Genomic DNA, 26,362 nt, shown 5'->3' on the forward strand with positions numbered 1-26,362 from the left:
GGGCGCGCCGGCAACCATCGCCGGCGCCAGCGCCCCCGCATCAGGACACGACCTATCCGAGAGAGGGAATCCTTATGCGTCTTGACAAGCTGACCACCCGGTTCCAGGAAGCGCTGGCTGATGCGCAAAGCCTGGCGCTGGCCAACGACAACCAGTACATCGATCCGCAGCACGTGCTGCGCGCCCTGCTGGCGCAGGACGACGGCGCCGCCAAGGCGCTGCTGGCACGCGCCGGCGCCAACGTGCAGGGCCTGCAGACCGCGCTGGACGCGGCCATCAAGCGCCTGCCCCAGGTGCAGGGCACCAGCGAGGTCCAGATCGGCCGCGAGCTGGGTAACCTGCTCAATGCCACCGAGAAGGAAGCGATCAAGCGCGGCGACCAGTTCATCGCCAGCGAGCTGTTCCTGCTGGCCGTCGCCGACGACAAGGGCGACGCCGGCCGGCTCGCGCGCGAGCATGGGCTCAACCGCAAGTCGCTGGAGTCGGCGATCCAGGCCGTGCGCGGCGGCGATTCGGTCAATAGCGCCGAGGCCGAAGGCCAGCGCGAGGCCCTGAAGAAATACACCATCGACCTGACCGAGCGCGCCCGCATCGGCAAGCTCGACCCGGTGATCGGCCGCGACGACGAGATCCGCCGCGCGATCCAGATCCTGCAGCGCCGCACCAAGAACAACCCGGTGCTGATCGGCGAGCCGGGCGTCGGCAAGACCGCCATCGTCGAAGGCCTGGCGCAGCGCATCGTCAACGGTGAAGTGCCCGAGAGCCTGAAGAACAAGCGCGTGCTGGTGCTGGACATGGCCGGCCTGCTGGCCGGCGCCAAGTACCGCGGCGAGTTCGAGGAACGCCTGAAGGCGGTGCTGAACGACGTCGCCAAGGACGAGGGCCAGACCATCGTCTTCATCGACGAGATCCACACCATGGTCGGCGCCGGCAAGGCCGAGGGCGCGATCGACGCAGGCAACATGCTCAAGCCGGCGCTGGCGCGCGGCGAGCTGCACTGCATCGGCGCGACCACGCTGGACGAATACCGCAAGTACATCGAGAAGGATGCCGCGCTGGAGCGCCGCTTCCAGAAAGTGCTGGTCGACGAGCCGACCGTGGAAGCGACCATCGCCATCCTGCGCGGCCTGCAGGAGAAGTATGAGCTGCACCACGGCGTCGAGATTACCGACCCGGCCATCGTCGCCGCGGCGGAGCTGTCGCATCGCTATATCACCGACCGCTTCCTGCCCGACAAGGCCATCGACCTGATCGACGAGGCCGCGGCGCGCATCAAGATGGAAATCGATTCCAAGCCGGAGTCGATGGACAAGCTCGAGCGCCGCACCATCCAGCTGAAGATCGAGCGCGAGGCGGTCAAGAAAGAGACCGACGAAGCCTCGCTGAAGCGCCTGGAGCTGATCGAGCAGGAGATCGCGCGCCTGGAGAAGGAATACGCCGACCTCGATGAAATCTGGAAGGCCGAGAAGGGCGCCGCGCAGGGCACGGCCGCGCTGAAGGAAGAGATCGAGAAGGTCAAGCTCGAGATCTCCAGGCTGCAGCGCGAAGGCAAGCTCGACAAGGTCGCCGAGCTGCAATACGGCAAGCTGCCGGGCCTGGAAGGCAAGCTCAAGGCCGCGACCGATGCCGAGGAGCGGGAGCAGAAGCAGCCCAACAAGCTGCTGCGCACGCAGGTGGGCGCCGAGGAAATCGCCGAGGTGGTCAGCCGCGCCACCGGCATCCCGGTGTCGAAGATGATGCAGGGCGAGCGCGAGAAGCTGCTGAAGATGGAAGAGCGCCTGCATGCGCGCGTGGTCGGCCAGGACGAGGCCGTGCGGCTGGTGTCCGACGCCATCCGCCGTTCGCGTGCCGGGCTGGCGGACGAGAACAAGCCTTATGGCTCGTTCCTGTTCCTGGGGCCGACCGGCGTCGGCAAGACCGAGCTGTGCAAGGCGCTGGCCGAATTCATGTTCGATTCGGAAGAGCACCTGATCCGCATCGACATGAGCGAATTCATGGAGAAGCACAGCGTCAGCCGCCTGATCGGCGCGCCGCCCGGATACGTTGGCTATGAAGAAGGGGGCTACCTGACCGAGGCCGTGCGCCGCAAGCCGTACAGCGTGGTGCTGCTCGACGAAGTCGAGAAGGCCCACCCGGACGTCTTCAACGTGCTGCTGCAGGTGCTGGACGATGGCCGCCTGACCGACGGCCAGGGCCGCACGGTGGACTTCAAGAACACGGTGATCGTGATGACGTCCAACCTCGGTTCGCAGATCATCCAGTCAATGGCCGGCGAGCCGCAGGAAGCGATCAAGGGCGCGGTCTGGCAGGAAGTGCGCACGCATTTCCGGCCGGAATTCCTCAACCGGATCGATGAAGTCGTGGTGTTCCACGCGCTCGACCAGAAAAACATCGAGTCGATCGCGCGCATCCAGCTGCAGCGCCTCCAGGCCCGCCTGGCCCGCATGGACATGACGTTGCAGGTCAGCGACATGGCGCTGGAGAAGATCGCCAGCGCGGGCTACGACCCGGTGTTCGGGGCGCGTCCGCTCAAGCGCGCGATCCAGCAGCAGATCGAGAACCCGGTGGCGCGGGCCATCCTCGAAGGCAAATTCGCCGCCAAGGATGTGGTGCCGGTGGACTATGCCGACGGCGAGTTCACGTTCGGGCGGAAGCTGGACTGAGGCTGAGCGTCGTCTCCCCGCACACGGGGAGGCGTGGTCAAGCGTTGCCATGCACAATCCCTGCGCGCGAGCGCAGGGATTTTTCTTTTTTGGCCGCCGTGTAATGCGGTCCGCACCCGTGCAAATATTTCACGCGGCATTGGAGACGGCGCTACAGCAGCCAAGGGATTGCAGGGTGATGCCAAGTGGCACGTTTTTCGCGTTGCAAAAGGGTTGAGTTTCCGCACAAGGCGCTGCGCCGCAGCCCCATCCCCCAGGAGCCCTTTATGAACGACAAGCCTTTCCTCACAGACGTCAAGACCCTGCGCGAGCGTGCGCGTCAGCACATCGACGAGGGGGCGGTGACCGCGGGCTATGCGGCCGACCGCGACACCGTGCTGAAGTTGCTGAACGACGCGCTGGCGACCGAACTGGTCTGCGTGTTGCGCTACCGCCGCCACTACTACATGGCCAAGGGGCCGAACTCGAAGAGCGTGGCCGATGAATTCCTGGCGCATTCGAATGAAGAGCAGGGCCATGCCGACCAGATTGCCGAGCGCATCGTGCAACTGGGCGGCGAGCCCGATTTTGCCCCGGACGGGCTGACCAGCCGCTCGCATGCGGAGTATGTGGCCGGCACCTCGCTGACCGACATGATCAAGGAAGACCTGGTGGCCGAGCGCATTGCCATCGACAGCTACCGGGAGATCATCCAGTTTCTGGGCGAGCGCGACCCGACCTCGCGCCGGCTGATGGAATCGATCCTGGCCGTGGAAGAGGAGCATGCCGACGAGATGGCCGACCTGCTGAGCCGGCAGGGCGGCAGCTGATGCGATTGCCGCGCACTTGATATGGGTCAAGCCGCGGCGGCGGCCGGGCCGATAAGATCTGCCCTGTCATGGAGATGCGGGGGCGCTCTTCATGACTTGTCTACCCGTTTCCAGAATGGAAACTTCGCCCGCACCGGTTTGCCGGTGCGGGCGTTTTCTTTTGGGCGTGCCGGTTGAGCCACTTGAGTGATCGACCCCACTGCGCCTGTGGATACCCTTCCCGGGTATGCCCATATTTCCGCCGGATCTTATGCAGAAAACGGCGAAGGATCGGCGAAACCCTTCGTTCCGTTCGGAATGCCCCGTCGGTAGTCTTGCTCCTGACACAAGCCGGGCCCCAGGGCGGGCGACGCAAACAGGCGCACGGCGCCATTCACGACACTGACGGGAGCAACACAAGATGATTCGCAAACTGGCCATCGGCCTGGCCGTGCTGGCAGCAATCGGCGCGGCGCAGACCGCAAGCGCTGCCAACCTGCTGAACGTTTCCTACGACCCGACGCGCGAGCTGTATGTCGACGTCAACGCCGCCTTCGCCAAGGCCTGGAAGGCCCAGGGCGGCGACGCCGTGAACGTGCGCCAGTCGCACGGCGGCTCGGGCAAGCAGGCGCGCTCGGTGATCGACGGGCTCGATGCCGACGTGGTCACGCTGGCGCTGGGCTATGACATCGACGCCATCGCCGAGAAGGGCCTGATCAAGCCGGACTGGCAGAAGCGCCTGCCGCACAACGCCTCGCCGTACACCTCGACCATCGTGTTCCTGGTGCGCAAGGGCAATCCCAAGGGCATCAAGGACTGGGGCGACCTGGTCAAGCCCGGGGTGCAGGTGATCACCCCCAACCCCAAGACCTCGGGCGGCGCGCGCTGGAACTATCTGGCGGCGTGGGGTTATGCGCTGCGCCAGCCGGGCGGCAACGATGCCAAGGCGCGCGAGTTCGTCGGCGAACTGCTCAAGCATGTGCCGGTGCTGGATTCGGGCGCGCGCGGCGCCACCACTACCTTTGTCGAACGCGGCCTGGGCGATGTGCTGATCGCGTGGGAGAACGAAGCGATCCTGGCGATCAAGGAGCTGGGCCCGGACAAGTTCGACATCGTCGCGCCGTCGGTGTCGATCCTGGCCGAGCCGCCGGTGGCGGTGGTCGACAAGGTGGTCGACAAGAAGGGCACGCGCAAGGCGGCCGAGGCCTACCTGCAGTTCCTGTACACCGACGAAGGTCAGGAGATCGCGGCGAAGAACTACTACCGCCCGATCTCGCAGAAGGTCGCTGCCAAGTACGCCGCCAATTTCCCGAAGGTGAAGCTGTTCACCATCGACGAGGTGTTCGGCGGCTGGCAGAAGGCGCAGAAGACCCACTTTGCCGACGGCGGCTCGTTCGACCAGATCTACCAGCCCGGCAAGAAATAAGACCCCCAGACTGGAGCGCCGGGCCGCGTGGGGCGGCCGCGGCGTCGACCGGTCGATCCGAACAAGGAAGCCCGATGTCCATCCTGACGCTCTCCGGCAGCCCGTCGGCCCAGTCCCGCTCCGGTCTCGTGCTGGCGCACCTGCGCTCGGCGCTCGAGGCTGCCGGCGAACGCACCCGCCACCTCGACCTGCGCGACCTTCCCGCCGGCCCGCTGCTGGCCGCGCGCGCCGACGACCCGGCCATCGATGCCGCCACGCGTGCCGTGGCCGAGGCGCAGGTGGTGGTACTGGCCACGCCGGTCTACAAGGCCGCCTACAGCGGCCTGCTCAAGGCCTTCCTGGACCTGCTGCCGCAGACCGGGCTGCGCGACAAGATCGTGCTGCCGATCGCCACGGGCGGCAGCCTGGCGCATGCGCTGGCGATCGACTATGCCCTGCGGCCGGTGCTGGCCGCGCTCGGCTCGCGCCAGATCCTGCCCGGCATCTTTGCCGTGGACCAGCAGATCGAAGCGGTCGATGCCGCCGGCGCGCGCCAGGCGCGCTTCGATGCCGCGCTGACGGCGCGGCTGGACGAAGGCGTGCTGCGCGTGCGCGATGCGCTGGCGCATGCCCGCATCGAAGTGCCGCTCGACGTGGTGCCCGGCGCCTATGTCCAGCGTGCCGCCGCGATCGCGGTGGCCGAGCGATGTTCCGCCTGAACTGATGGCTTGACTGTAGTGGCGCCGGCCAGTCCGGCGCGACGGCAGCGACGCGATGCCACCCGCCACGCGGGGCCGGCAGGGCGGCGTGCTGCCGCAACCATCCCGGACATCGATCTGGCCCGCAGCACATCGTCGCGAGCCATGGAGGACTTCACATGACAACGACCAACCCGCTGCGCACCGCAAGCCAGCGCCGCCGACTCATCACCGCAGCGCTGGTGCTTGCCACGGGCCTGGCCTACGGGCTGCTGCCCGGCCGCGCGCAGGCGCAATCGAACCACATCGACCCCAAGGTGCTGCGCATCGGCTACCAGAAGTACGGCACGCTGACGCTGCTGAAGGCGCGCGGCACGCTGGAGAAGCGCCTCGCGCCGCAAGGCATCAGCGTCAAGTGGACCGAGTTCCCGGCAGGGCCGCAATTGCTTGAAGGACTCAATGTCGGCGCCATCGACTTCGGCACCGTCGGCGAGGCGCCGCCGATCTTCGCGCAGGCCGCCGGTGCGCAACTGGTCTATGTCGGCAACGAGCCGCCGGCGCCGGTGGCCGAGGCCATCGTCGTGCCCAGGGGCTCGGCGCTGCGCTCGGTGGCCGACCTGCGCGGCAAGCGCGTGGCGCTGAACAAGGGCTCGAACGTGCATTACCTGCTGGTGCGCCAGCTGGAGCAGGCCGGCATTCCCTACGGCGAGATCCAGCCGGTCTACCTGCCGCCGGCCGATGCGCGCGCCGCCTTCGAGCGCGGCGCTGTCGATGCGTGGGTGATCTGGGACCCGTTCCTCGCCGCCGCCGAGAAGCAGCTGGGCGCGCGCGTGCTGGCCGATGGCCGCGGTGCGGATGGCAAGAACGTGGTCAGCAACCACCAGTTCTACCTGGCGTCGCGCCCCTATGCCCAGGCCCGGCCGGAGATCGTCAGCCTGATCCTGGATGAACTGGCCACGTTGGGCACCTGGGCGCAACAGCACCCGAAGGAGGCCACCACGGTGCTTACCGGTGAAACCGGGCTGCCGGCCGATGTGCTCGCGCTTGCGGTGTCGCGCTTCTCGTACGGCGCGCGCCCGGTTAGCGCCGAGGTGCTGGCCGAGCAGCAACGCATTGCCGATGCGTTTCACGCGCTGAAGCTGATTCCCAAGCCGGTCAAGGTCGCCGACGCGCGCTGGGCCGCGCCGCAGCAGCAGGCCAGGCGCTGACCCGCCAGCCAAGCAGAACAGGAGCACGACATGCAAGTATTCTGGTTCATCCCCACCCATGGCGACAGCCGCTACCTGGGCACCTCCGAAGGCGCGCGCGCGGTCGGTTTCGATTACCTCAAGCAGGTCGCTGTGGCCGCCGATACGCTCGGCTATGAAGGCGTGCTGATCCCGACGGGCCGCTCATGCGAAGACCCGTGGGTGGTGGCATCGGCGCTGGCCGCGGTGACGCAGCGCCTGAAATTCCTGGTCGCGGTACGCCCGGGCCTGATGGCACCGACGCTGGCCGCGCGCATGGCGGCGACCTTCGACCGCGTTTCCAACGGGCGCTTGCTGATCAACCTCGTCACCGGCGGCGATCGCGCCGAGCTCGAGGGTGACGGCCTGTTCCTCGACCACACCGAGCGTTACGAGGCCTCGGCCGAATTCCTGCGCATCTGGCGCCAGGTGCTCGCCGCGAGCCATGACGGCGACAAGGTCGACTACGAGGGCAGGCACCTGAGCGTGAAGGGCGCCACCGTGCTGTACCCGCCGCTGCAGCGGCCGCATCCGCCGGTGTACTTCGGCGGCTCGTCGGCGCCGGCGCATGCGCTGGCGGGCGAGCAGGTCGATACCTACCTGACCTGGGGCGAGCCGCCCGCGGCGGTGGCGCAGAAGCTGGACGACGTGCGCCGCCACGCCGCGCGCCACGGCCGCACGGTCAAGTTCGGCATCCGCCTGCACGTGATCGTGCGCGAGACCGATGCCGCGGCATGGGCCGCCGCCGAGGACCTGATCAGCCGGCTCGACGACGAGACGGTGGCACGCGCGCAGGCCGTGTTCGCCAACATGGATTCCGAAGGCCAGCGCCGCATGGCCGCGCTGCATGCGGGCGGCACGCGCCGCACGCGCGAGGCGCTGGAGATCAGCCCCAACCTGTGGGCCGGTGTCGGCCTGGTGCGCGGCGGCGCCGGCACCGCGCTGGTGGGCGACCCGCATACCGTGGCCGAGCGCCTGCGCGAATACGCCGCGCTGGGCATCGACACCTTCGTGCTGTCCGGCTATCCGCACCTGGAAGAAGCCTACCGTTTCGCCGAACTGGTGTTCCCGCTGCTGCCGCGCGCGGTGCGCGCGAAGTTCGACACGCTGCCGGGCAAGGTCCTGTCCGGCCCGTTCGGTGAAGTCATGGCGACCGGCATCGTGCCGCGCGCCGCGCAAAGCTGAGGAGGCAACCATGACCGCTCCGCTGCTACCGCCGTCGCGCCAGGCGCCGCGGGCCTTGTGGCGCGCCGCGGCGCCGTGGATCGTGCCGGTGCTGCTGATCGTCGCGTGGCAGCTGGCGTCGCAGCACGGCTGGCTGTCCAGCCGCGTGCTGCCGGCCCCGCTGGCCGTGGTGCAGGCCGCGTGGGAGCTGGCGCGCTCGGGCGAGCTGTGGCGGCACGTCGGTGTCAGCACCTGGCGCGCGCTGCTGGGGTTTGCCATTGGCGGCGGGCTGGGCCTGCTGCTGGGGCTGCTGACCGGTACCTTCCGCAGCGCCGCCACGCTGCTCGACAGCACGCTGCAGATGGTGCGCAACATCCCGGCGCTGGCGCTGATCCCGCTGGTGATCCTGTGGTTCGGCATCGACGAGAGCGCCAAGCTGTTCCTGGTGTCGCTGGGCGTGTTTTTCCCGGTGTACCTGAACACCTACCACGGCATCCGCTCGGTCGACGCGGGGCTGGTGGAGATGGCGCGCAGCTACGGCTTGTCCGGCTGGCAGCTGTATCGCGAAGTGATCCTGCCAGGCGCGCTGCCGGGCATCCTGGTGGGCGTGCGCTTTGCGCTGGGGCTGATGTGGGTGGTGCTGATCGTCGCGGAAACCATCTCCGCGCAAGCGGGCATCGGCTACATGACCATGAACGCGCGCGAATTCCTGCAAACCGACGTGGTGCTGGTCGGCATCCTGCTCTATGCCCTGCTGGGCAAGCTGGCCGACTGGCTGTCGCGCGGGCTGGAGCGCTACTGGCTGCGCTGGCACCCGGGCTACGCCGCGGCCTGAGCGGCGCGGCAACCAATCAAGGCAAGGAGAGCGAGATGCAGATGTATCCGGTGGAACGGGCGGCCCTGGCCGAGCTGGAAGCGGGCCTGGCGCGACGAGAGGCGTCCGCTGTCGCGGACGTGGCGCGCGCGGTGCCCCCCAGGACCGCGGGCGGCGTGGCGCTGCGCGTGAACCAGGTGGTCAAGCGCTACGACGGCCGCACGGTGCTGCACGAGGTGGCGCTGGAGGTCGCGCCGGGCGAGTTCCTGGCCATCGTCGGGCGCAGCGGCTGCGGCAAGAGCACCTTGCTGCGGCTGGTGGCCGGGCTGGAAGCGGCCGACGGCGGCAGCATTGCCATCGATGGCGACTCCGCCGCCACGGGCCGGGCGCGCCAGGCCGACGTGCGCGTGATGTTCCAGGACGCGCGGCTGCTGCCGTGGAAGCGCGTGCTGGACAACGTGGCGCTGGGCCTGCCGCGCGCACGCCGCGCCGAAGCAGCGCAGGTGCTGGCGCAGGTAGGGCTGGCCGACCGCGCGCAGGCGTGGCCGGCACGGCTGTCCGGCGGCCAGCGCCAGCGCGTTGCGCTGGCGCGCGCGCTGGTGCACCACCCGCAGCTGTTGCTGCTCGACGAACCGCTGGGCGCGCTGGATGCGCTGACGCGCATCGAAATGCAGGCGCTGATCGAATCGCTGTGGCGCCGGCTGGGCTTTACCGCGCTGCTGGTCACGCACGATGTCTCCGAAGCGGTGGCGCTGGCCGACCGCATCGTGCTGATCGAGGACGGCCGCATCGCCATGGACACGCGCGTGGCGCTGGCACGGCCGCGCGAACGCGGCGCCGCGGCTTTTGCGCAACTGGAAGCCGAGGTGCTGCAGCGGGTGATGCGGCCGTCGCCGGCCGCCGCAGCGGCCGGCGCGCAGGCTGCCGTGCCCGCCGCACCGCCGCTGGATGTGAGCTGGGCTGCCTGACGGCGCATATCGACAGTCCTAAATCTTCATACGCCGGCGCCTGCCAGGCTTCTATCATGAGCAGGCAGGCCGCCGCTGGCGCCGCGCCTGCCCTTATCAATCAGACCGCCGGCCCAGAACCTCCCGAATGGCCGGTCAACCCAAGGATCACCATGCCAGGCGTGCATGAACCCACGGGCGCAGCGTCTGCGCTCCAACGCTATCTCGAATCGCTGCCGCGCCAGCCACTGGCGGACCGGCAACTGTGGCGCGATGCGCGCGGGCAGGTGCAGGGCCAGTTCTTCAACTGCTCGCTGACCAGCGCGTTCGAGCCGCTGGTGACGCTGGCGGACCGGCAGGTGGTGGCGCATGAAGGCGCGATCCATACCTATGCCGAGGACGGCGTCGGCCTGGCGGCATGGAAGCTGTTCGCGATGGCGGCCGACGATCACACCCTGGTGTCGCTGGATCGGCTCTCGCGCCTGCTGCATGCCATCAACTACTTTGCCGCGGACGGCGAGCACAAGCTGGTGCTGAACGTGCACAACCGGCTGCTCGCCGCGGTGGCCGACGACCACGGCGCGGCGTTCCGGCGCGCGCTGCAGTCGCTGGGGTTGCCGCTGGAGCGCTTTGTGATCCAGGTGCCGGCCAGCGCCAACGACGACCTCGCACTGCTGCTGCATGTGGTCGGCAACTACCGGCGCAATGGCTTCGCAGTGAGCCTGCAGGCGTCGGATCCGGCGGAGGCGGGGGCGCTGATGGCGCATGCACTGCCGGACTGGCTCAAGCTCGACATGCGCCGCACCTGGACCGACCGCCAGCTCTCCGGCCTGCGCGCCAGCGCGGCCAGCGCCGGCGTCACGCTGATCGGGCGGCGCCTGCAGGACGCCGAGAGCATCGAGCGCCTGCAGGCCGCCGGCATCGGCCTGGGGCAGGGTGCCTTTGCCGGCGGGCTGGTGAATGCGGCCGCGCTGCGCGCGGCGGATCGATCGGTCGCTGCATCCCATGCCGCGACCTTGCATGCACTGAACGAGGAGCCGGTATGACGCCATCGGACAGGACCGCACCCGGCCGTGCCACGCGGCTGGAAATTCCCCGCCATCTGCAGGTGCTGACGGTGCCCGGCCTGCACGGCAGCGGTCCGGGGCACTGGCAGAGCCGCTGGGAGCAGCAGTTTCCGGACTGGCAGCGGGTCGAGCAGCATGACTGGTCGCGCCCGAGCCTGCCGCTGTGGGCCGAGCGCGTTTCCGAAGGCGTGATGCGGGCCCGGCGCGTGGCCGCGCGCGGCGCGGTGCTGGTGGCGCACAGCTTCGGCTGCCTGGCGACGCTGCGCCAGGCGGCGCTGGACCCGGTCGGCATCGCCGGCGCCTTGCTGGTGGCGCCGGCCGATCCGGACAAGTTCGGCGTGGCGGCGTTGCTGCCCGCCTACCGGCTGCCGTTCCCGACCATCCTCGCGGCCAGTCGCAACGACCCGTGGATGCCACAGCGCACCGCGTTCTCGTGGGGCACGCTGTGGGGCAGCGAACTGGTCGACGTTGGCCATCTCGGCCACATCAATGCCGACTCGGGACTCGGCGAGTGGCCCGAAGGGCTCGCGCTGCTCGATACGCTGGTGCAGCGCATCGCCCAGAGGGGCGATACCGGCACTCAAAGTGCTTCAGGCACCCCTTGGGAGGCAGGACTCGAAGTCGCCCCGACGGTCCCTTATATCTAAACCGTCTAAGAAAATTCATAAAGATTCGTTCTTTTTATAAAGACGGCTCTGCAGAATCTGTCTCGTAAGCCGGCGCCTTAGTTGCCGGTGTCATAAAGAACGGCGTGCCGGACCGGGCCAACAGGCCTGGCAGCGCACCGCTCACAGACGAGACGACATGCCTCCATCCATTTCCCTGGCGGACGCGCCGCCGCCGGCGGCGCCCCGCGTGCCCGAGTCCGGTTCCGGCTCGGCGCCCGCGCCGCGCCACCCGTCCACGCAGCGCTTCACCGTGCTGCCGGGCTTCGGCCTGTCGCTTGGCTTCACGCTGTTCTACCTGACGCTGATCGTGCTGGTGCCGCTGTCGGCCACGTTCCTGAAGACGTTCACGATGACGTGGGACGCGTTCTGGACCTCGATCACGGCGCCGCGCGTGGTGGCATCGCTGCAGCTGAGCTTCGGCGCGTCGCTGATCGCGGCCATCGTCAATACGGTGTTCGGGCTGATCGTGGCGTGGGTGCTGGTGCGCTACCGCTTTGCCGGCAAGCGCCTGATCGATGCGCTGGTCGACCTGCCGTTCGCGCTGCCGACCGCGGTGGCGGGCATCGCGCTGACCGCGCTGTTCGCCGGCAATGGCTGGATCGGCCGCTACCTGGAGCCGCTCGGCATCAAGGTCGCGTTCACGCCGCTGGGCGTGGTGGTGGCGCTGACCTTTATCGGCCTGCCGTTCGTGGTGCGCACGGTGCAGCCGGTGCTGGAAGACGTCGAGCAGGAGCTGGAAGAGGCCGCCGCCAGCCTCGGCGCCAACCGGCTGCAGACCTTCCGCCGCGTGATCCTGCCGGCGATCCTGCCGGCGCTGCTGACCGGCTTTGCGCTGTCGTTCGCGCGCGCCACCGGCGAGTACGGCTCGGTGGTATTCATCTCGGGCAACATGCCGATGGTGTCCGAGATCGCGCCGCTGATGATCTATTCCAAGCTGGAGCAGTACGACTACGCCGGCGCCACCGCGGTGGCGGTGGTGATGCTGGTGATCTCGTTCGCGCTGCTGCTGCTGATCAACCTGCTGCAGGCCTGGACGCGCCGCCACCAGTCGGGTGCGCGCGCCGCGCTGGCCGCTGAAGCGCCCGCTGCGGGCAAGGAGTTCTGAGATGGCCGGATCGATCTCGGGACGCCTCGGCGGGCACGGCAGCGCCAGGGGACATCACCGCTTCGACGCCACCGGCGAGGCGCCATGGGTGCGCTACACCCTGATCGCGCTGGCGGTGTTGTTCCTGACGCTGTTCCTGTTCGTGCCGCTGGCATCGGTGTTCTATGAAGCCCTGCGCAAGGGCGTGCAGACCTACTGGGAAGCGCTGGTCGAGCCCGACGCGCTGGCCGCGATCCAGCTCACGCTGACGGTGGCGGCGATCGCGGTGCCGCTGAACGTGGTGTTCGGCGTGGCGGCGGCGTGGGCCATCGCCAAGTTCGACTTCCGCGGCAAGAACCTGCTGATCACGCTGATCGATCTGCCGTTCTCGGTGTCGCCGGTGATCTCCGGCCTGGTCTATGTGCTGCTGTTCGGCGCGCAGGGCTGGCTGGGTCCATGGCTGGAAGCGCACGACATCAAGATCATGTTCGCGGTGCCGGGCATCGTGCTGGCCACCATCTTCGTCACATTCCCCTTCGTCGCGCGCGAGCTGATTCCGCTGATGCAGGCGCAGGGCAGCGAAGAAGAAGAGGCCGCGATCGTGCTGGGCGCGTCGGGCTGGCAGACCTTCCGCCATATCACGCTGCCCAATATCCGCTGGGGCCTGCTGTACGGCGTGATCTTGTGCAATGCGCGCGCGATGGGCGAGTTCGGCGCGGTGTCGGTGGTGTCGGGCCATATCCGCGGACTGACCAACACCATGCCGCTGCACGTGGAGATCCTCTACAACGAGTACAACTTCGCGGCCGCGTTCGCGGTAGCGTCGCTGCTGACACTGCTGGCGCTGATTACGCTGGGCATCAAGACGCTGGTGGAATTCCGCGCCCGCAAGGAAACCGAAGAGGCCGCGCCGGAGCGGCCGCTGGCAAGCCTGCCGGCTTCAGTGCAAGGACAAGCATCATGAGCATCCAGGTCAAGAACGTAGAGAAGCGCTTTGGCGATTTCGTCGCGCTGGACAATGTCTCGCTCGATTTCGACGAGGGCGAGCTGACCGCGCTGCTGGGGCCTTCGGGCTGCGGCAAGACCACGCTGCTGCGCATCATCGCCGGGCTGGAGCGCGCCGATGCCGGTCAGATCGTGCTGGCCGGGCGCGATGCGTCGGACCAGCATGTGCGCCAGCGCCAGGTGGGCTTCGTGTTCCAGCATTACGCGCTGTTCAAGCATATGAGCGTGTTCGAGAACGTCGCCTTCGGCCTGCGCGTGAAGCCGCGCGCCGAGCGCCCCAGCGAAGCACAGATCCGCGAGAAGGTGCATGCGCTGCTGGACCTGGTCCAGCTCGACTGGCTCGCCGACCGCTACCCGGCGCAGCTGTCCGGCGGCCAGCGCCAGCGCATCGCGCTGGCACGGGCGCTGGCGGTGGAGCCACGCGTGCTGCTGCTCGACGAGCCCTTCGGCGCGCTCGATGCCAAGGTGCGCAAGGAACTGCGCCGCTGGCTGCGGCGCCTGCACGACGAGCTGCACGTGACCAGCGTGTTCGTCACGCACGACCAGGAAGAAGCGCTGGAAGTGGCTGACCAGGTAGTGCTGATGAACCGCGGCCGCGTCGAGCAGCACGGCTCGCCCGAGGCGGTCTACAACCATCCCGCCACGCCATTCGTGTTCGGCTTCCTCGGCAACGTGAACCTGTTCCACGGCCGGCTGGAAGTGGGCGAGAGCGGCGGCCTGCTGCATACCGGCGAGGCGGTGCTGCCGGTGGTCGGCAGCGGCCACGAGACCGCCGGCGATGCGGTCGCCTATGTCCGCCCGCACGATCTGGACCTGGAGCGCTATGCACCCGGCGCCGACGGCATCGCCGTGACGCTGCGCCGCGCGCTGACGCTGGGCCCGGTGGCGCAGCTCGAGCTCGAGCGCGAAGACAACCAGGACGTGATCGAGGTGGCGCTGCCGCTCGAGCGCTTCCGCCACGCGGGCTTCCGCGAGGGCGAGCTGCTTGCCGTGCGCCCGCGCCAGCTGCGCGTCTTTACGCAAGCCAACGGCTCCGCCCCCATCCAAAAGCAAGAGGCCGCACGATGAACTTCCAGCAACTCCGTTCGATCCGCGAGGCGGTGCGCCGCCAGTTCAACCTGACCGAGGTCGCCAACGCGCTCTACACCTCGCAGCCCGGCGTGTCGCGCCAGATCCGCGAGCTGGAGGAGGAGCTGGGGGTGGAGATCTTCGAGCGCTACGGCAAGCGCCTGACCGGGCTGACCGAGCCCGGCCGCGAGATCGTGCGCATCGTCGAGCGGCTGCTGCTCGAGGCCGAGAACCTGCGCCAGGCCGGCGACGAATATGCGGGCCGCCACACCGGCCGGCTCACCGTCGCCACCACCCACACCCAGGCGCGCTACGCCTTGCCGCGCGTGGTGCAGGCGTTCCGCCGCGAATACCCGCATGTGACGCTCGCACTGCAGGAGGCGTCGCCAACGCATATCGTCGAGCTGCTGCTGACCGGGCAGGCCGATATCGGCATCGCCACCGAGGCGCTGGCGACCGAGGCCGGGCTGACCTCGTTCGAGGCCTACAGCTGGCAGCACGTGCTGGTGGTGTCGCCGGACCATCCGCTGACGCGCCTGCCGGAACCGACGCTCGAAGACGTCGCGAACTTCCAGCTGATCACCTACGACGCCGGTTTCACCGGCCGCCGCAAGATCGACAGCGCCTTTGCCGAGGCGGGCCTGCAGCCGGAGATCGTGCTGACGGCGCTCGATGCCGACGTGATCAAGACCTATGCCGAACTCGACCTGGGCGTGGGCATCATCGCGTCGATGGCCTATGACGAACGCAAGGACTCCGGGCTGGTGCGGATCTCGGCCGACCACCTGTTCGCGCCCAACACCACCAGCGTGGCGGTGCGTCGCGGCGCCTACCTGCGCGGCTATGCGCACGCCTTCATCAACATGTTCGCGCCGCACCTGTCGCGCGACACCGTCAGCAGCGCGCTGTCCGAGCAGGACCGCCAGGCCCTGGCCGCCTGACCCGGCGCGCGGCGCCGGCGGCACCCGCACGGGCCGGCAGGTACGCCATCCGCACCTGCCCGGTGCCGTTCGCACCCCGTGCCCGCCATTCGTCGCAACAGACTTTCTTCAGATCCCTGGCCGGGGTACATTCCCTGCACGTCCCTGCGCTGGCGTTCCGGTCAGGCGCCACACGTGTACCGCAGCGCAACAAAGCTTGCGCACGGCCGCCGGTCGGCAAGGACCGGGCAAGGGAGAGAGAGACGATCATGCGCGACGACGAACCGCTACTGCGCTGGCAGTGGCGCGGCTATGCCCGCAACCACCAGCATCCCCGCAACCTGCTGCTGCATATCGTGGCCGTGCCGATGTTCATGGCTGGCACCGTGCTGGGCCTCTATGGCCTGTTGCGCCTGAACCTGCCTGCGATCGCGCTGGGGCTGGTGTGCATGGGCATGTCGATGGCGCTGCAAGGCCGCGGCCACCGGCTCGAGGCCCATGCGCCGGAGCCGTTTGCCGGACCGGCCGACATCGCCGGACGCATCCTCGCCGAGCAGTGGATCACCTTTCCGCGCTATGTGCTGTCCGGTCAATGGTGGCACGCGCTGGCGGGCCGCGGCGCGGCGCCTGTGCCCGCGTCCGCGCCCACTCCGGCGCGGTCCGGCGATGTGACAGGGCAGGGTGGCTGACTCGCCCCATGTCGCCGTCACATCACCCGCTGTATTGCGCATGGCGAAAGCCGCGCTAACATGAACGCCATGGACCGCTGCTTCACACACGCCTGCACCGCCATTCCGTCCCGCCTGAATATCCTCGGGCGCGACCTGCTGTTCGTGCTGTGCATGAACTCGGTGATCGCCATCAGCCTGAACTACGGCTTCCAGACCGGCGGCTCGCTGTGGCACAACTTCGTCTACAGCCAGCTGATCGGGCTGTCGATCTGGGCGCTGATCGACATCCCGCGCGTGGTGATCTGGTGGAACGACCGGCCGCGCCGCTGGCCCTTCCTGCTGCTGGCCGCCGCGGCGGTGCCCGCCGGCGTGGTGTTCGGCAGCTGGGCCACGCGCGTGGTGCTGGACCTGCCGCCGAAGTCGGCCGACGAGGCCGGCGGCATGCTGCGCATGTGCCTGGTGGTGGGCATGCTGGCAGCCGCGTCGATGATCTACTTCTACTGGTCGCGCGAAAAGCTGGCATCGCTGGAGCGCCAGGCCGCGCTGGACGCGCTGCAGCGCGAGGAAGCCGAAAAGCAGCTGGTGCGCGCGCAGCTGATGGCGCTGCAGGCGCAGATCGAGCCGCACTTCCTGTTCAACTCGCTGGCCAACCTCGACGGCCTGATCGCTACCGATCCGCCCGCGGCGCGGCAGCTGCTGCAGCGGCTGATCGGCTTCCTGCGCATGTCGCTGGCGCATACCCGCGCCGAGCAATGCACGCTGCGTCAGGAGTTCGAGCTGCTGCGCAGCTACCTCGAGATCCAGGCCATGCGCTTCGGCCAGCGGCTCTCGTACGACATCGACCTGCCGCGCGAACTGGCGAAGGTCGAGATCCCGCCGATGCTGATCCAGCCGCTGGTGGAAAACGCGGTCACGCACGGCATCGAACCCTGCATGATCGGCGGCCATATCCGGCTGTCGGCGCGCGCCGCAGGCGACAACGCGGTGCAGGTGGTGATCGCCGATACCGGGGTGGGTTTCGGCCATGCCTCGGGCAAGGGCTCGGGGCTGGGCATCACCCATGTGCGCGAGCGCCTGGCGCGTATCTTCGGCGCGGCGGCGAGCATGCAGATGGAAGAAAACACGCCGCGCGGCGTGGTGGTGCGGCTGACCTTGCCGCTGGAGCGCCCGGCCGAGGCGCCCACCCTGACCCAGACCGTCACCGCCATGCCGGAGGGCATGCCGGTATCCGCCCCCGCCATGCCACGGCTCTGACGCGCACTCGCTGTCGGCTCACCTGAAACAACAAGCGCTGCAGGTTTCGCCCGTGCCGGCGCCTGCAGCGCCACGAAGCTGCTAACGACAACGCCCCCACGCCCCCATGACCCCGACCCTGCTGATTGCCGACGACGAAGCGCTGCTCGCCCGCGTGCTGGAATCCGAACTGGCGGCCCTGTGGCCCGAGGCGCGGGTCGTGTCCGTGGTCCACGACGGCGTGGCCGCGCTGGCGGCGGCGCGCGAACACCAGCCGCGCGTGGCCTTCCTCGATATCCGCATGCCTGGCATGAGCGGCATGGACGTGGCGCGCGAGCTGATCGAATTCGATGCCCCGCCGCTGGTGGTGTTCGTCACCGCCTACGACCAGTTTGCGCTGGAGGCCTTCGAGCGCGCCGCGGTCGACTATGTGCTCAAGCCGGTGCAGCGCGAACGGCTGGAAGCGACCGTGCAGCGCCTGAAGGACCGGCTGGCCGCCCCCGCGGAAGCGGAAAACGACGACGATGAAGCCACGGTGGCCGAGACCGACCGGCTCGGCCAGCTGCTGGCGCGGCTGGAATCGCTCGAGCATGCCGCGCCGGGCGCGGCCGGCGCGCCGCAGCGCCAGTACCTGCGCTTTATCAAGGCGCTGGTGGGGCAGGAGGTGCGCATCATCCCGGTCGACGAAGTGATCTACCTGGAAGCCACCGACAAGTACGTCAACGTGGTCTCGGGCGCCGGCGAGGCGCTGATCCGCACCAGCTTGCGCGAGCTGACCCAGCAGCTCGATCCGGAGCGCTTCTGGCAGGTGCACCGCGGCACCGTGGTCAACATCAGCTGCGTCGCCAGCGCGGTCAACCAGTCGCTGGGCCGGCTGTCGCTGCGGCTGCGCGACCGGCCGGAGCTGCTGCCGGTGGCGCGCCAGTACGCGCACCTGTTCAAGCAGATGTGACGGCGGGGGTGGGCCAAGATCGGCCGGCACGGAGGCGGCGTGGCCGCCACCTGCCAGCAGCGGACAGGGGTTTTCCTCTATGATGCGGGCTTCGGCCCGTATTTTTTTGCCCGCCGCCCAGCCCACCGCATTGCCCCTCCGACCGCCCGCGCCATGTCCATCGCCGCCCTCGAGCCCACGCCAAATTCCCTTCGCCACGACGCCCAGGTGATCGGGCTGGTGGGGCTGGCGCATGGGGTCTCGCACTTCTACCACTTGCTGCTGGCGCCGCTGTTCCCATGGATCAAGGCCGAGTTCGGGTTGAGCTATGCCGAGCTGGGCCTGCTGATGACAGTGTTCTTCGCGGTGTCGGCGGTGGTCCAGACCGCGTCGGGCTTCGTGGTCGACCGCTTCGGCGCGCGGCCGGTGCTGTTCGGCGGGCTGGCCTGCCTGGGCGCCGCGGCCTTGCTGCTGTCGGCCAGCGGCGGCTATGCCGGGCTGCTGTTCGGCGCGGCGGTGGCGGGCCTGGGCAACGGCGTGTTCCATCCGGCCGACTTCACGCTGCTGAACAAGCATGTGTCGCAGCCGCGGCTGGGCCACGCGTTCTCGGTGCACGGCATTTCCGGCAACCTGGGCTGGGCCGCGGCGCCGCTGTTCCTGGTGGCGATCGCCAACCTGGCGAGCTGGCGCGTGGCGCTGGCGGCCGCCTCGGCGGTGGCTTTCATCGTACTGGCCGTGCTGGTGGCGCTGCGCCACGTGCTGGACCCGCGCGAAGTGCAGGGCGCCGTGGGCCGGCCCGCCGCCCGGACGGCGGCCGCGGGTGGGAGCGTACTGGGATTCCTGCGCCTGCCCCAGGTATGGGTGTGCTGGGGCTTCTTCCTGCTGACGACGTTCTCCGCCGCAGGCATCCAGAGCTTCGCCCCCACCGCGCTGACCTACCTGTACGGCATGCCGTTCACGCTGGCGACCGCGTCCTACACCGTCTACATGCTGTGCAGCGCCGGCGGCATGATCGTCGGCGGCTTTGCCGCCAGCCGCACCAGCAACCATGACCGGCTGATCGCGGTCAGCTTCACCGTGTCGGGCCTGATGGCAGTGCTGGTGGGGCTGAACCTGGTGCCGGCGCTGCTGGTGCCGGTACTGATGGGCGTGATCGGCTTTGGCGCCGGCACCGCCGGGCCCTCGCGCGACCTGCTGGTGCGTGCGGCAGCGCCGGCCGGCGCCACCGGGCGCGTCTACGGCGTGGTCTACTCGGGGCTGGATATTGGCCTGGCCTGCGGCCCGCTGTTCTTCGGCGCGCTGATGGACGCCAGGCTGCCGGCCTGGGTTTTCTTCATGATCGGCGGCTTCCAGCTGCTGTCGATCTTCACCGCGGTGACCGTGGGCAACGGCAACCGCTCGCGCAGCCAGGCCGCGGGCCGGGCGGAGGCCGCCTAGCCACTCCGCCAGCCTGCCCGCCGCTTTCCGAATCCGCTTGCCTGAGGAACGTTTCCATGCCAATGACGCCGGCCAACGCCACCCAGCCTGAAGACACCGATCGCGGCGCGCCGCTGCCGGGCGGGCATATCCTGGTCGATGCGCTGCTGGCGCACGGGGCCGAACTGGCCTTCGGCGTGCCGGGCGAAAGCTACCTGGCGGTGCTCGACGGCTTCCACCGCCGCCGCGACCGGCTGCGCTTCATCGTCTGCCGCCAGGAGGGCGGGGCCGCGGTGATGGCCGAGGCCTACGGCAAGCTGACCGGCCGCCCCGGGCTGGCGTTCTGCACGCGTGGGCCGGGCGCCACCAATGCCAGCATCGGCGTGCATACCGCGTTCCAGGACTCGACCCCGATGATCCTGTTCATCGGCCAGGTCGGCACCGACTTCATGGACCGCGAGGCCTTCCAGGAAATCGACTACCGCCGCATGTTCGGCCAGATGGCCAAGTGGGTGGCGCAGATCGACCGGGTCGAGCGCATCCCCGAATACATCGCGCGCGCCTACCAGACCGCCACCTCGGGCCGGCCCGGCCCGGTGGTGCTGGCGCTGCCCGAGGACATGCTGGCGCAAACCGCCGCGGTGCCGCAGCTGCAGGCCTACCAGCGCGTCATGGCCTGGCCCGGCGAGGCCGAGCTGGCGCGGCTGGCCGAGATGCTCCAGGCCGCCGAGCGCCCGTTCGTGCTGGCCGGTGGCAGCGGCTGGACCCCGCAGGCCTGCGCCGACCTGCAGGCCTTTGCCGAGCGCTTCGCGCTGCCGGTGGGCTGCGCCTTCCGTGGCCAGGACCTGTTCGACAACCGCCATCCCAACTACGCCGGCGATGTCGGCATTGGCATCAATCCCGCGCTGGCCGAGCGCGTCCGCAATGCCGACCTGGTGCTCGCGATCGGCCCGCGGCTGGGCGAGATGACCACCGGAGGCTACGCGCTGATCGCGGCGCCGCGGCCGGCCCAGAAGCTGGTCCATGTGCATGCCGGCGCCGAAGAGCTGGGCAGCGTGTACCAGGCCGATTTGATGATCCAGGCCGCGATGCCGGCCATCGCCGCGCGCCTGGCCGGCCTGCAACCACCCAGCGCGCCACGCTGGAAAGCGTGGACCGAGGCCGCGCATGCCGATTACGAGCGCTACCTGCAGCCGCCGCCGTTCACGGGGCAGGGCGTCGACATGGCCGAAGTCATCCGCACGCTGGACCAGATGCTGCCGGACGACGCGGTGGTGACCAACGGCGCCGGCAACTATGCCGGCTGGCTGCACCGCTATTTCCACTATCGCCCGTTCACCAGCGGCGGCCGCGGCCAGCTGGCGCCGACCAGCGGCGCGATGGGCTACGGCGTGCCGGCGGCAGTCGGTGCCAAGATCGCCTTCCCGCGGCGTACCGTGGTGGCGCTGGCGGGTGACGGCTGCTTCCTGATGAATGGCCAGGAACTTGCTACTTCGATGCAATACCAGGCGCCGGTCATCATCATCGTCGTCAACAACGGCATGTACGGCACCATCCGCATGCACCAGGAACGCGAATACCCGACGCACGTGTCCGGCACCGAGCTGCACAATCCCGACTTTGCCGCGCTGGCGCGCGCCTACGGGGCACGCGGCGCCACCGTGACCACGACCGAGGCCTTTGCGCCGGCCTTGCGCGAGGCGCTGGCGGCGCCCGTGTCGACGCTGATCGAAATCCAGGTGGACCCGGACGTGATCACGCCGCGCACCACGCTGAGCGCGATCCGGGCGCAGGCGCTGGCCAGCCGGAAGCCATGACGCTACGCGGCCACAACATTTTTTCTTATCGACCAGGAGACCCGAGATGAAGCCCGTCACCACCGACCTGTGCGACGCGCATGAAGACCGTCTTGCCGACGGCACGCTGCGCGTGATGGCGCCGGTGTTCCGCGCCTTCGGCAAGCAGCCGGCGTTTGCCGGTCCGGCCGCGACGCTCAAGGTGTTCGAAGACAACTCGCTGGTGCGCGCCACGCTGGAGTCGCCGGGCCGCGGGCGCGTGCTGGTGGTCGACGGCGGCGGCTCGCTGCGCTGCGCGCTGGTGGGTGGCAACCTGGGCCTGCTGGCAGAGAAGAACGGCTGGGTCGGCATCGTCGTCAACGGGTGCATCCGCGATACCGCCGAGCTGGACGTGTGCGACATCGGCATCCGCGCGCTGGCCGCGCATCCGCAGAAGAGCCAGAAGCGCAACGTCGGCGAGAGCGAGGTCGCGGTGCAGATGCCGGGCGCGGTGGTGCGCCCGGGCAACTGGATCTACGTCGACGTCGACGGGATCCTGGTCGCCGACGAAGCGCTGGAGCGCTGAGCATGCCGCGCGTCTTCGTCTATGGCACGTTGCGCGCCGGCGAGGTCAACGACCTGAACGCCGCGGCCCTGCGCCACGGCATTGCCGCGCCCACGCTGCTGGGCACCGGCACGGTAGCCGGCAGGCTTTATGACTTCGGCACTTATCCCGGCCTGGTGCTGGACGCCGGCGGCGGACCGGTGGTCGGCGACATCTACGAGATTGCCGACGCCCTGCTGCCGGTGCTGGACGAGATCGAGGAGGTCTATCCAGGACAGGCCACGCTGTTCGTGCGCGAGGAACAGGCGGTGCAGCACAACGGCCAGCCCGTCACCTGCCTGCTGTACCCGGTGGCCGACGCCGCGGCCGCCGCGCTGCCGCGCATCGACGGCGGTGACTGGGTGGCCTATCGCCGCGCCCGCGATACGGCCGCGGCCTGAATCCCCGCGCGTTTCAAACAGCGGCGCCCATTCGCGGCGCCGTTTGCTTTTGCGTAGCATGGCCGACCATGACATCGAGCGATGGAACCGACGGCCATGCACGCTCCGTAAGTCCCGCAGCAAATCCCACAACAAATCTCGCCGCAAACGTGCTGGATCAATGCCGGCGACGTGCGCCTGGCCGTTTGTCGACCATATCGAAAGCGCGCCGGCCTCGGCGGTGTTGCGCGCCAGTCGCCTTAACTAGCCGTTCGGCTGATTTTTCACAATGTGGAAAAAGGTTTTGAACCGCAAAAATACCGATTTGCGAAGCACAACGCCATTTCTCATGATGAAAGACTCTGTCCCGCATCATGAAATATTTTATATAAAGCATTGATTTAAAAAACAAATAAATCTTGGTCTATTCCAGAGGTCGGGGTTGTTGCAGCGCGGTAGCGTTCTCTACACTCTTATATAAGACACAGGACGCCGGGCACGAAAACAGCGGCCGACGCATCGGCGACGCGACGCAGCCCCGGGTCAGGCGAGCACGAGATCCCCAGCATTCCCAATCACGTTCAGGAGAGCGACCATGAACCGCCAAGAGCAGATCCAGGCCCTGCAAAAAGACTGGGACACCAATCCGCGCTGGAAGGGCATCAAGCGTAATTTCACCGCCGAGGACGTGGTGCGCCTGCGCGGTTCGGTTCAGGTCGAGCACACCCTGGCGCGCCGTGGTGCCGAAAAGCTGTGGCACCTGCTGCATACCGAGCCGTTCGTCAACTCGCTCGGCGCGCTGACCGGCAACCAGGCCATGCAGCAGGTCAAGGCGGGCCTGAAGGCGATCTACCTGTCGGGCTGGCAGGTCGCCGGCGACGCCAACCTGGCCGGGGAGATGTACCCCGACCAGTCGCTGTATCCGGCCAACTCGGTGCCGCAGGTGGTCAAGCGCATCAATAACACCTTCCAGCGCGCCGACCAGATCCAGTGGAGCGAAGGCTCGGGCGACACCGACTTCTTCGCCCCCATCGTCGCCGACGCGGAAGCGGGCTTCGGCGGCGTGCTGAATGCCTTCGAACTGATGAAGGCCATGATCGAGGCGGGCGCCGCCGGTGTGCACTTCGAGGACCAGCTTGCTTCGGTGAAGAAGTGCGGCCATATGGGCGGCAAGGTGCTGGTGCCGACCCGCGAAGCCGTCGCCAAGCTGACCGCCGCGCGCCTGGCTGCCGACGTCTCCGGCGTGCCGACGCTGGTGATCGCCCGCACCGACGCCGAAGCCGCCGACCTGCTGACCTCGGACATCGACGACAACGACAAGCCGTTCTGCACCGGCGAGCGCACCGTCGAAGGCTTCTACCGCGTCCGCAACGGCCTGGAACAGTCGGTCTCGCGCGCGCTGGCCTATGCCGAGGTCGCTGACCTGGTGTGGTGCGAAACCGGCAAGCCGGACCTGGAGTTCGCCAAGAAATTTGCCGAGGCCGTGCACGCGCGCTTCCCGGGCAAGATGCTGGCCTACAACTGCTCGCCGTCGTTCAACTGGAAGAAGAACCTGGACGACGCCACCATCGCCAGGTTCCAGCGCGAACTGGGCGCGATGGGCTACAAGTTCCAGTTCATCACGCTGGCCGGCTTCCACTCGCTCAACTACTCGATGTTCAACCTGGCCTACGGCTATGCCCGCAACCAGATGAGCGCATTCGTCGAACTGCAGGAAGCCGAGTTCAAGGCCGCAGAGAAGGGCTTCACCGCGGTCAAGCACCAGCGCGAAGTCGGCACCGGTTACTTCGACGCCGTGACCCAGACCATCGAAGGCGGCCAGTCGTCGACGACCGCGCTGAAGGGTTCGACCGAAGACGAGCAGTTCTTCGAAGACAAGAAAGTGGCCTGACTCTCCTGGTCACTCCCGCCGGCTCGTGGGTCCGGCGGGATCGGGAGGGCGTGCGACCATCACGCTCTCTCTTTTAGGCGACGCGCCGTTCTCTCTCAGGGACGGCGCGATTTTTTTATTCTCAATGCGACTCCCATATATGCGCCGGATGCGGGAGCGCATACCGGCGATTCACTCGAAGGTGCCAGCCGCCTTGGAGAGCGTCCACCCCACACCGAGACACAGGCCAACCCATCCAAGCGCGATCAGGGCGACGTCGTGCCAGTTCATGGTGCGACGCCCAGGTCGACGCAATTTGAAGGTGTCCCGTGACGAAGGCATGGCCGTCTCCCTCGAAAGCATGGGAACAGGCTAGGGCACCGATCCGTGATTTCACGGACGGATTTGTAAAGGTTTGTTGCGGTGCGGATGGGCCACACGGCATTGAGCGCCCGTCTGCCCCAAACGCGCCTGGGCCGTCGCAATGCTTACGGACTTCGATCTGAGAGATTGTCCAAATGCAACAAATTGTCATTTCTGGCGGCTTGCAGCATTTGGGTGATTCCCTGGCGCGGACAGATGGCTTAAAGTGCCGGAGCCTTTATCGGCACTCTCCGAGCCACTTCATCCAGAACAACATCATGAAAGCAACTCTCTCGCTCGCTGCCTGCGCCATCGCGGCGGCACTGCTGGCCGGCTGTTCCGGCGGCATGCCCACCAATGTCGACGGCATGCTGAGCGCCGGCACCTCGCTGGCCAAGGCTGCCACGCTGTCCGACGCCGACGTCAAGAGCCTGTCGGACCAGGCCTGCGCGGAATCGGACAAGACCAACAAGATCGCCGCTGCCAACAGCACCTACAGCAAGCGCCTGGTCAAGATCATGAGCGTGCTGAAGAACAGCGACGTGCCCAACGTCAACGCCAAGGTCTACATGACCAAGGAGGTCAACGCCTGGGCCATGGCCAACGGCTGCGTGCGTGTCTACAGCGGCCTGATGGACATGATGACCGACGACGAAGTGCGCGGCGTGCTGGGCCACGAGCTGGGCCACGTGGCGCTGGGCCACACCAAGAAGGCCATGCAGGTGGCCTACACCGCCACCGCGGCGCGCGGCGCGGCGGCGTCGGCCGGCAATGGCGCGGTGGCGGCGCTGTCGCAATCGCAGCTGGGCGAGCTGGGCGAGAAGCTGATCAACGCGCAGTTCTCGCAGTCGCAGGAGACCGCTGCCGACGACTATTCGTTCGACCTGCTGACCAAGAACAAGGCCAGCACCAAGGGCCTGGTCACGGCATTCCAGAAGCTGGCCAAGCTCGACGGCGGCAAGTCCAGCATGTTCTCGTCGCACCCGGGCTCGGACGACCGCGCCAAGCATATCGAGCAGCGCATGAGCAAGGCTTCGTAAGCCGCCTGTGCCAGAAAAAAACCGCCCGCACCGGTCATGCCGGTGCGGGCGGTTTTGCTTTGGCGCTTTTGCGCGCTGCGCTGGGGTTCAGCGGTAGACGATCACCGGAATGTCGGTATGGGTCAGCACCTTCTGCGTCTCGCTGCCTAGCAGCAGGCCGGACAGGCCGCGCCGGCCGTGCGAGGCCATGAAGATCACGTCGCAGCCGTGGCGCTCGGCGGCATCGATGATGCCGAGGTAGGGCACGGCAAAGGTCGACATGTCGGCGTCGAAGGTCACGCCGGCCGCCGTGGCCAGGTTCTCGACCTCTTTCAGATACAGCTTGGCCTGGTTCTCGATGCGGTCCTTGAATGCCTGCGGGGCCTCGACCACGATCTCGCTGAACGGCGTGTACGGGTATTCCTCCAGGCAGACATAGGCCGTGACGCGCGCGCCGATGGCCTTGGCGAGCTCCAGTCCGCCGTTGATGGCTTTCTTGGAGAGTTCCGAGCCGTCGGTGGGAAGCAGGATATGTTGGAACATGCGGGGCTCCTTGGCTGACTAGGGTCGGGGCAGGGCGGCG

General features: G+C 68.1%; 24 protein-coding genes. 23 read left to right on the forward strand and 1 reads right to left on the reverse strand.

Features of this window, described 5'->3' with window-relative positions; all coding sequences use genetic code 11:
- Nucleotides 1-74: 74 nt before the first annotated feature.
- The 23 genes from clpB to loiP all read left to right on the forward strand — a co-directional run bounded on the left by clpB (nucleotide 75) and on the right by loiP (nucleotide 25,800).
- A complete protein-coding gene (gene clpB, locus C7416_RS07325; protein ID WP_111517787.1) occupies nucleotides 75-2,663 on the forward strand; it encodes an ATP-dependent chaperone ClpB in 2,589 nt (862 codons plus the stop codon).
- 266 nt (nucleotides 2,664-2,929) lie between these two features.
- Nucleotides 2,930-3,472 (forward strand): ferritin-like domain-containing protein, encoded by a 543-nt coding sequence (locus tag C7416_RS07330; protein WP_111517788.1) that lies wholly within the window; start codon nucleotides 2,930-2,932, stop codon nucleotides 3,470-3,472.
- Nucleotides 3,473-3,872: 400 nt separating this feature from the next.
- The gene (locus C7416_RS07335; RefSeq protein ID WP_111517789.1) at nucleotides 3,873-4,877 is read left to right on the forward strand and encodes a sulfate ABC transporter substrate-binding protein; all 1,005 of its coding nucleotides are present in this window, start codon (nucleotides 3,873-3,875) and stop codon (nucleotides 4,875-4,877) included.
- 74 nt (nucleotides 4,878-4,951) lie between these two features.
- Complete coding sequence (ssuE, locus tag C7416_RS07340) at nucleotides 4,952-5,575, forward strand: NADPH-dependent FMN reductase (protein WP_111517790.1); 624 nt, start codon at nucleotides 4,952-4,954, stop codon at nucleotides 5,573-5,575.
- 158 nt (nucleotides 5,576-5,733) lie between these two features.
- A complete protein-coding gene (locus C7416_RS07345) occupies nucleotides 5,734-6,762 on the forward strand; it encodes a sulfonate ABC transporter substrate-binding protein (RefSeq protein ID WP_111517791.1) in 1,029 nt (342 codons plus the stop codon).
- 30 nt (nucleotides 6,763-6,792) lie between these two features.
- A complete protein-coding gene (gene ssuD, locus C7416_RS07350; RefSeq protein WP_111517792.1) occupies nucleotides 6,793-7,965 on the forward strand; it encodes an FMNH2-dependent alkanesulfonate monooxygenase in 1,173 nt (390 codons plus the stop codon).
- Between the two features lie 10 nt (nucleotides 7,966-7,975).
- Nucleotides 7,976-8,779, forward strand: a complete 804-nt coding sequence (gene ssuC, locus C7416_RS07355; protein ID WP_111517793.1) for an aliphatic sulfonate ABC transporter permease SsuC — start codon at nucleotides 7,976-7,978, stop codon at nucleotides 8,777-8,779.
- A 35-nt stretch (nucleotides 8,780-8,814) separates the two neighbouring features.
- Nucleotides 8,815-9,726, forward strand: a complete 912-nt coding sequence (locus C7416_RS07360; protein WP_111517794.1) for an ATP-binding cassette domain-containing protein — start codon at nucleotides 8,815-8,817, stop codon at nucleotides 9,724-9,726.
- A gap of 152 nt (nucleotides 9,727-9,878) precedes the next feature.
- Complete coding sequence (locus tag C7416_RS07365) at nucleotides 9,879-10,751, forward strand: EAL domain-containing protein (protein ID WP_111517795.1); 873 nt, start codon at nucleotides 9,879-9,881, stop codon at nucleotides 10,749-10,751.
- The gene (locus C7416_RS07370; protein ID WP_111517796.1) at nucleotides 10,748-11,419 is read left to right on the forward strand and encodes an RBBP9/YdeN family alpha/beta hydrolase; all 672 of its coding nucleotides are present in this window, start codon (nucleotides 10,748-10,750) and stop codon (nucleotides 11,417-11,419) included. Before C7416_RS07365 ends, C7416_RS07370 begins: the two co-directional genes overlap by 4 nt.
- A gap of 157 nt (nucleotides 11,420-11,576) precedes the next feature.
- Entirely contained in the window at nucleotides 11,577-12,545 is a 969-nt protein-coding gene (gene cysT, locus C7416_RS07375; RefSeq protein ID WP_111517797.1) for a sulfate ABC transporter permease subunit CysT, read from the forward strand.
- 1 nt (nucleotide 12,546) lies between these two features.
- A complete protein-coding gene (cysW, locus tag C7416_RS07380) occupies nucleotides 12,547-13,488 on the forward strand; it encodes a sulfate ABC transporter permease subunit CysW (RefSeq protein ID WP_111517798.1) in 942 nt (313 codons plus the stop codon).
- Complete coding sequence (locus C7416_RS07385) at nucleotides 13,485-14,597, forward strand: sulfate/molybdate ABC transporter ATP-binding protein (protein ID WP_111517799.1); 1,113 nt, start codon at nucleotides 13,485-13,487, stop codon at nucleotides 14,595-14,597. The genes cysW and C7416_RS07385 overlap by 4 nt, the downstream gene beginning before the upstream one ends.
- On the forward strand, nucleotides 14,594-15,538 hold the full coding sequence (locus C7416_RS07390; protein ID WP_111517800.1) for a CysB family HTH-type transcriptional regulator: 945 nt from the start codon (nucleotides 14,594-14,596) through the stop codon (nucleotides 15,536-15,538). Before C7416_RS07385 ends, C7416_RS07390 begins: the two co-directional genes overlap by 4 nt.
- 248 nt (nucleotides 15,539-15,786) lie before the next feature.
- Nucleotides 15,787-16,206, forward strand: a complete 420-nt coding sequence (locus C7416_RS07395; protein ID WP_111517801.1) for a DUF962 domain-containing protein — start codon at nucleotides 15,787-15,789, stop codon at nucleotides 16,204-16,206.
- A gap of 60 nt (nucleotides 16,207-16,266) precedes the next feature.
- Entirely contained in the window at nucleotides 16,267-17,442 is a 1,176-nt protein-coding gene (locus tag C7416_RS07400; protein WP_111517802.1) for a sensor histidine kinase, read from the forward strand.
- A 106-nt stretch (nucleotides 17,443-17,548) separates the two neighbouring features.
- Complete coding sequence (locus C7416_RS07405) at nucleotides 17,549-18,373, forward strand: LytR/AlgR family response regulator transcription factor (RefSeq protein ID WP_111517803.1); 825 nt, start codon at nucleotides 17,549-17,551, stop codon at nucleotides 18,371-18,373.
- 153 nt (nucleotides 18,374-18,526) lie between these two features.
- Nucleotides 18,527-19,789: an MFS transporter gene (locus C7416_RS07410; RefSeq protein WP_111517804.1), complete on the forward strand. Its 1,263-nt coding sequence runs from the start codon at nucleotides 18,527-18,529 to the stop codon at nucleotides 19,787-19,789.
- A gap of 56 nt (nucleotides 19,790-19,845) precedes the next feature.
- The gene (locus tag C7416_RS07415) at nucleotides 19,846-21,585 is read left to right on the forward strand and encodes a thiamine pyrophosphate-binding protein (RefSeq protein ID WP_373424946.1); all 1,740 of its coding nucleotides are present in this window, start codon (nucleotides 19,846-19,848) and stop codon (nucleotides 21,583-21,585) included.
- A gap of 46 nt (nucleotides 21,586-21,631) precedes the next feature.
- A complete protein-coding gene (rraA, locus tag C7416_RS07420) occupies nucleotides 21,632-22,129 on the forward strand; it encodes a ribonuclease E activity regulator RraA (protein WP_111517806.1) in 498 nt (165 codons plus the stop codon).
- Nucleotides 22,130-22,131: 2 nt separating this feature from the next.
- Complete coding sequence (locus tag C7416_RS07425; RefSeq protein WP_111517807.1) at nucleotides 22,132-22,548, forward strand: gamma-glutamylcyclotransferase family protein; 417 nt, start codon at nucleotides 22,132-22,134, stop codon at nucleotides 22,546-22,548.
- Nucleotides 22,549-23,122: 574 nt separating this feature from the next.
- Nucleotides 23,123-24,418 (forward strand): isocitrate lyase, encoded by a 1,296-nt coding sequence (gene aceA / locus C7416_RS07430; RefSeq protein WP_111517808.1) that lies wholly within the window; start codon nucleotides 23,123-23,125, stop codon nucleotides 24,416-24,418.
- Between the two features lie 620 nt (nucleotides 24,419-25,038).
- Nucleotides 25,039-25,800 carry a metalloprotease LoiP gene (gene loiP, locus C7416_RS07435; protein WP_111517809.1) on the forward strand — a complete coding sequence of 254 codons (762 nt, stop codon included), beginning with the start codon at nucleotides 25,039-25,041 and terminating at the stop codon, nucleotides 25,798-25,800.
- 87 nt (nucleotides 25,801-25,887) lie between these two features.
- Here the strand turns inward: loiP and C7416_RS07440 are convergent, their stop codons facing one another.
- A complete protein-coding gene (locus tag C7416_RS07440) occupies nucleotides 25,888-26,322 on the reverse strand; it encodes a universal stress protein (RefSeq protein WP_012353026.1) in 435 nt (144 codons plus the stop codon).
- Nucleotides 26,323-26,362: the final 40 nt, after the last annotated feature.

Source organism: Cupriavidus phytorum (assembly GCF_003254285.1).
GTDB lineage: Bacteria > Pseudomonadota > Gammaproteobacteria > Burkholderiales > Burkholderiaceae > Cupriavidus > Cupriavidus phytorum.

Bases quoted from the DNA above. Each gene is read 5' to 3' on its own strand.
- C7416_RS07400 (WP_111517802.1), top strand. From the start codon at position 16,267: ATGAACGCCATGGACCGCTGCTTCACACACGCCTGCACCGCCATTCCG.
- C7416_RS07390 (WP_111517800.1), top strand. From the start codon at position 14,594: ATGAACTTCCAGCAACTCCGTTCGATCCGCGAGGCGGTGCGCCGCCAG.
- ssuE (WP_111517790.1), top strand. From the start codon at position 4,952: ATGTCCATCCTGACGCTCTCCGGCAGCCCGTCGGCCCAGTCCCGCTCC.
- ssuD (WP_111517792.1), top strand. From the start codon at position 6,793: ATGCAAGTATTCTGGTTCATCCCCACCCATGGCGACAGCCGCTACCTG.
- aceA (WP_111517808.1), top strand. From the start codon at position 23,123: ATGAACCGCCAAGAGCAGATCCAGGCCCTGCAAAAAGACTGGGACACC.
- C7416_RS07410 (WP_111517804.1), top strand. From the start codon at position 18,527: ATGTCCATCGCCGCCCTCGAGCCCACGCCAAATTCCCTTCGCCACGAC.
- rraA (WP_111517806.1), top strand. From the start codon at position 21,632: ATGAAGCCCGTCACCACCGACCTGTGCGACGCGCATGAAGACCGTCTT.
- C7416_RS07330 (WP_111517788.1), top strand. From the start codon at position 2,930: ATGAACGACAAGCCTTTCCTCACAGACGTCAAGACCCTGCGCGAGCGT.
- C7416_RS07370 (WP_111517796.1), top strand. From the start codon at position 10,748: ATGACGCCATCGGACAGGACCGCACCCGGCCGTGCCACGCGGCTGGAA.
- cysW (WP_111517798.1), top strand. From the start codon at position 12,547: ATGGCCGGATCGATCTCGGGACGCCTCGGCGGGCACGGCAGCGCCAGG.
- C7416_RS07405 (WP_111517803.1), top strand. From the start codon at position 17,549: ATGACCCCGACCCTGCTGATTGCCGACGACGAAGCGCTGCTCGCCCGC.
- loiP (WP_111517809.1), top strand. From the start codon at position 25,039: ATGAAAGCAACTCTCTCGCTCGCTGCCTGCGCCATCGCGGCGGCACTG.
- ssuC (WP_111517793.1), top strand. From the start codon at position 7,976: ATGACCGCTCCGCTGCTACCGCCGTCGCGCCAGGCGCCGCGGGCCTTG.
- C7416_RS07345 (WP_111517791.1), top strand. From the start codon at position 5,734: ATGACAACGACCAACCCGCTGCGCACCGCAAGCCAGCGCCGCCGACTC.
- C7416_RS07415 (WP_373424946.1), top strand. From the start codon at position 19,846: ATGCCAATGACGCCGGCCAACGCCACCCAGCCTGAAGACACCGATCGC.
- C7416_RS07385 (WP_111517799.1), top strand. From the start codon at position 13,485: ATGAGCATCCAGGTCAAGAACGTAGAGAAGCGCTTTGGCGATTTCGTC.
- clpB (WP_111517787.1), top strand. From the start codon at position 75: ATGCGTCTTGACAAGCTGACCACCCGGTTCCAGGAAGCGCTGGCTGAT.
- cysT (WP_111517797.1), top strand. From the start codon at position 11,577: ATGCCTCCATCCATTTCCCTGGCGGACGCGCCGCCGCCGGCGGCGCCC.
- C7416_RS07365 (WP_111517795.1), top strand. From the start codon at position 9,879: ATGCCAGGCGTGCATGAACCCACGGGCGCAGCGTCTGCGCTCCAACGC.
- C7416_RS07440 (WP_012353026.1), bottom strand. From the start codon at position 26,322: ATGTTCCAACATATCCTGCTTCCCACCGACGGCTCGGAACTCTCCAAG.
- C7416_RS07395 (WP_111517801.1), top strand. From the start codon at position 15,787: ATGCGCGACGACGAACCGCTACTGCGCTGGCAGTGGCGCGGCTATGCC.
- C7416_RS07360 (WP_111517794.1), top strand. From the start codon at position 8,815: ATGCAGATGTATCCGGTGGAACGGGCGGCCCTGGCCGAGCTGGAAGCG.
- C7416_RS07425 (WP_111517807.1), top strand. From the start codon at position 22,132: ATGCCGCGCGTCTTCGTCTATGGCACGTTGCGCGCCGGCGAGGTCAAC.
- C7416_RS07335 (WP_111517789.1), top strand. From the start codon at position 3,873: ATGATTCGCAAACTGGCCATCGGCCTGGCCGTGCTGGCAGCAATCGGC.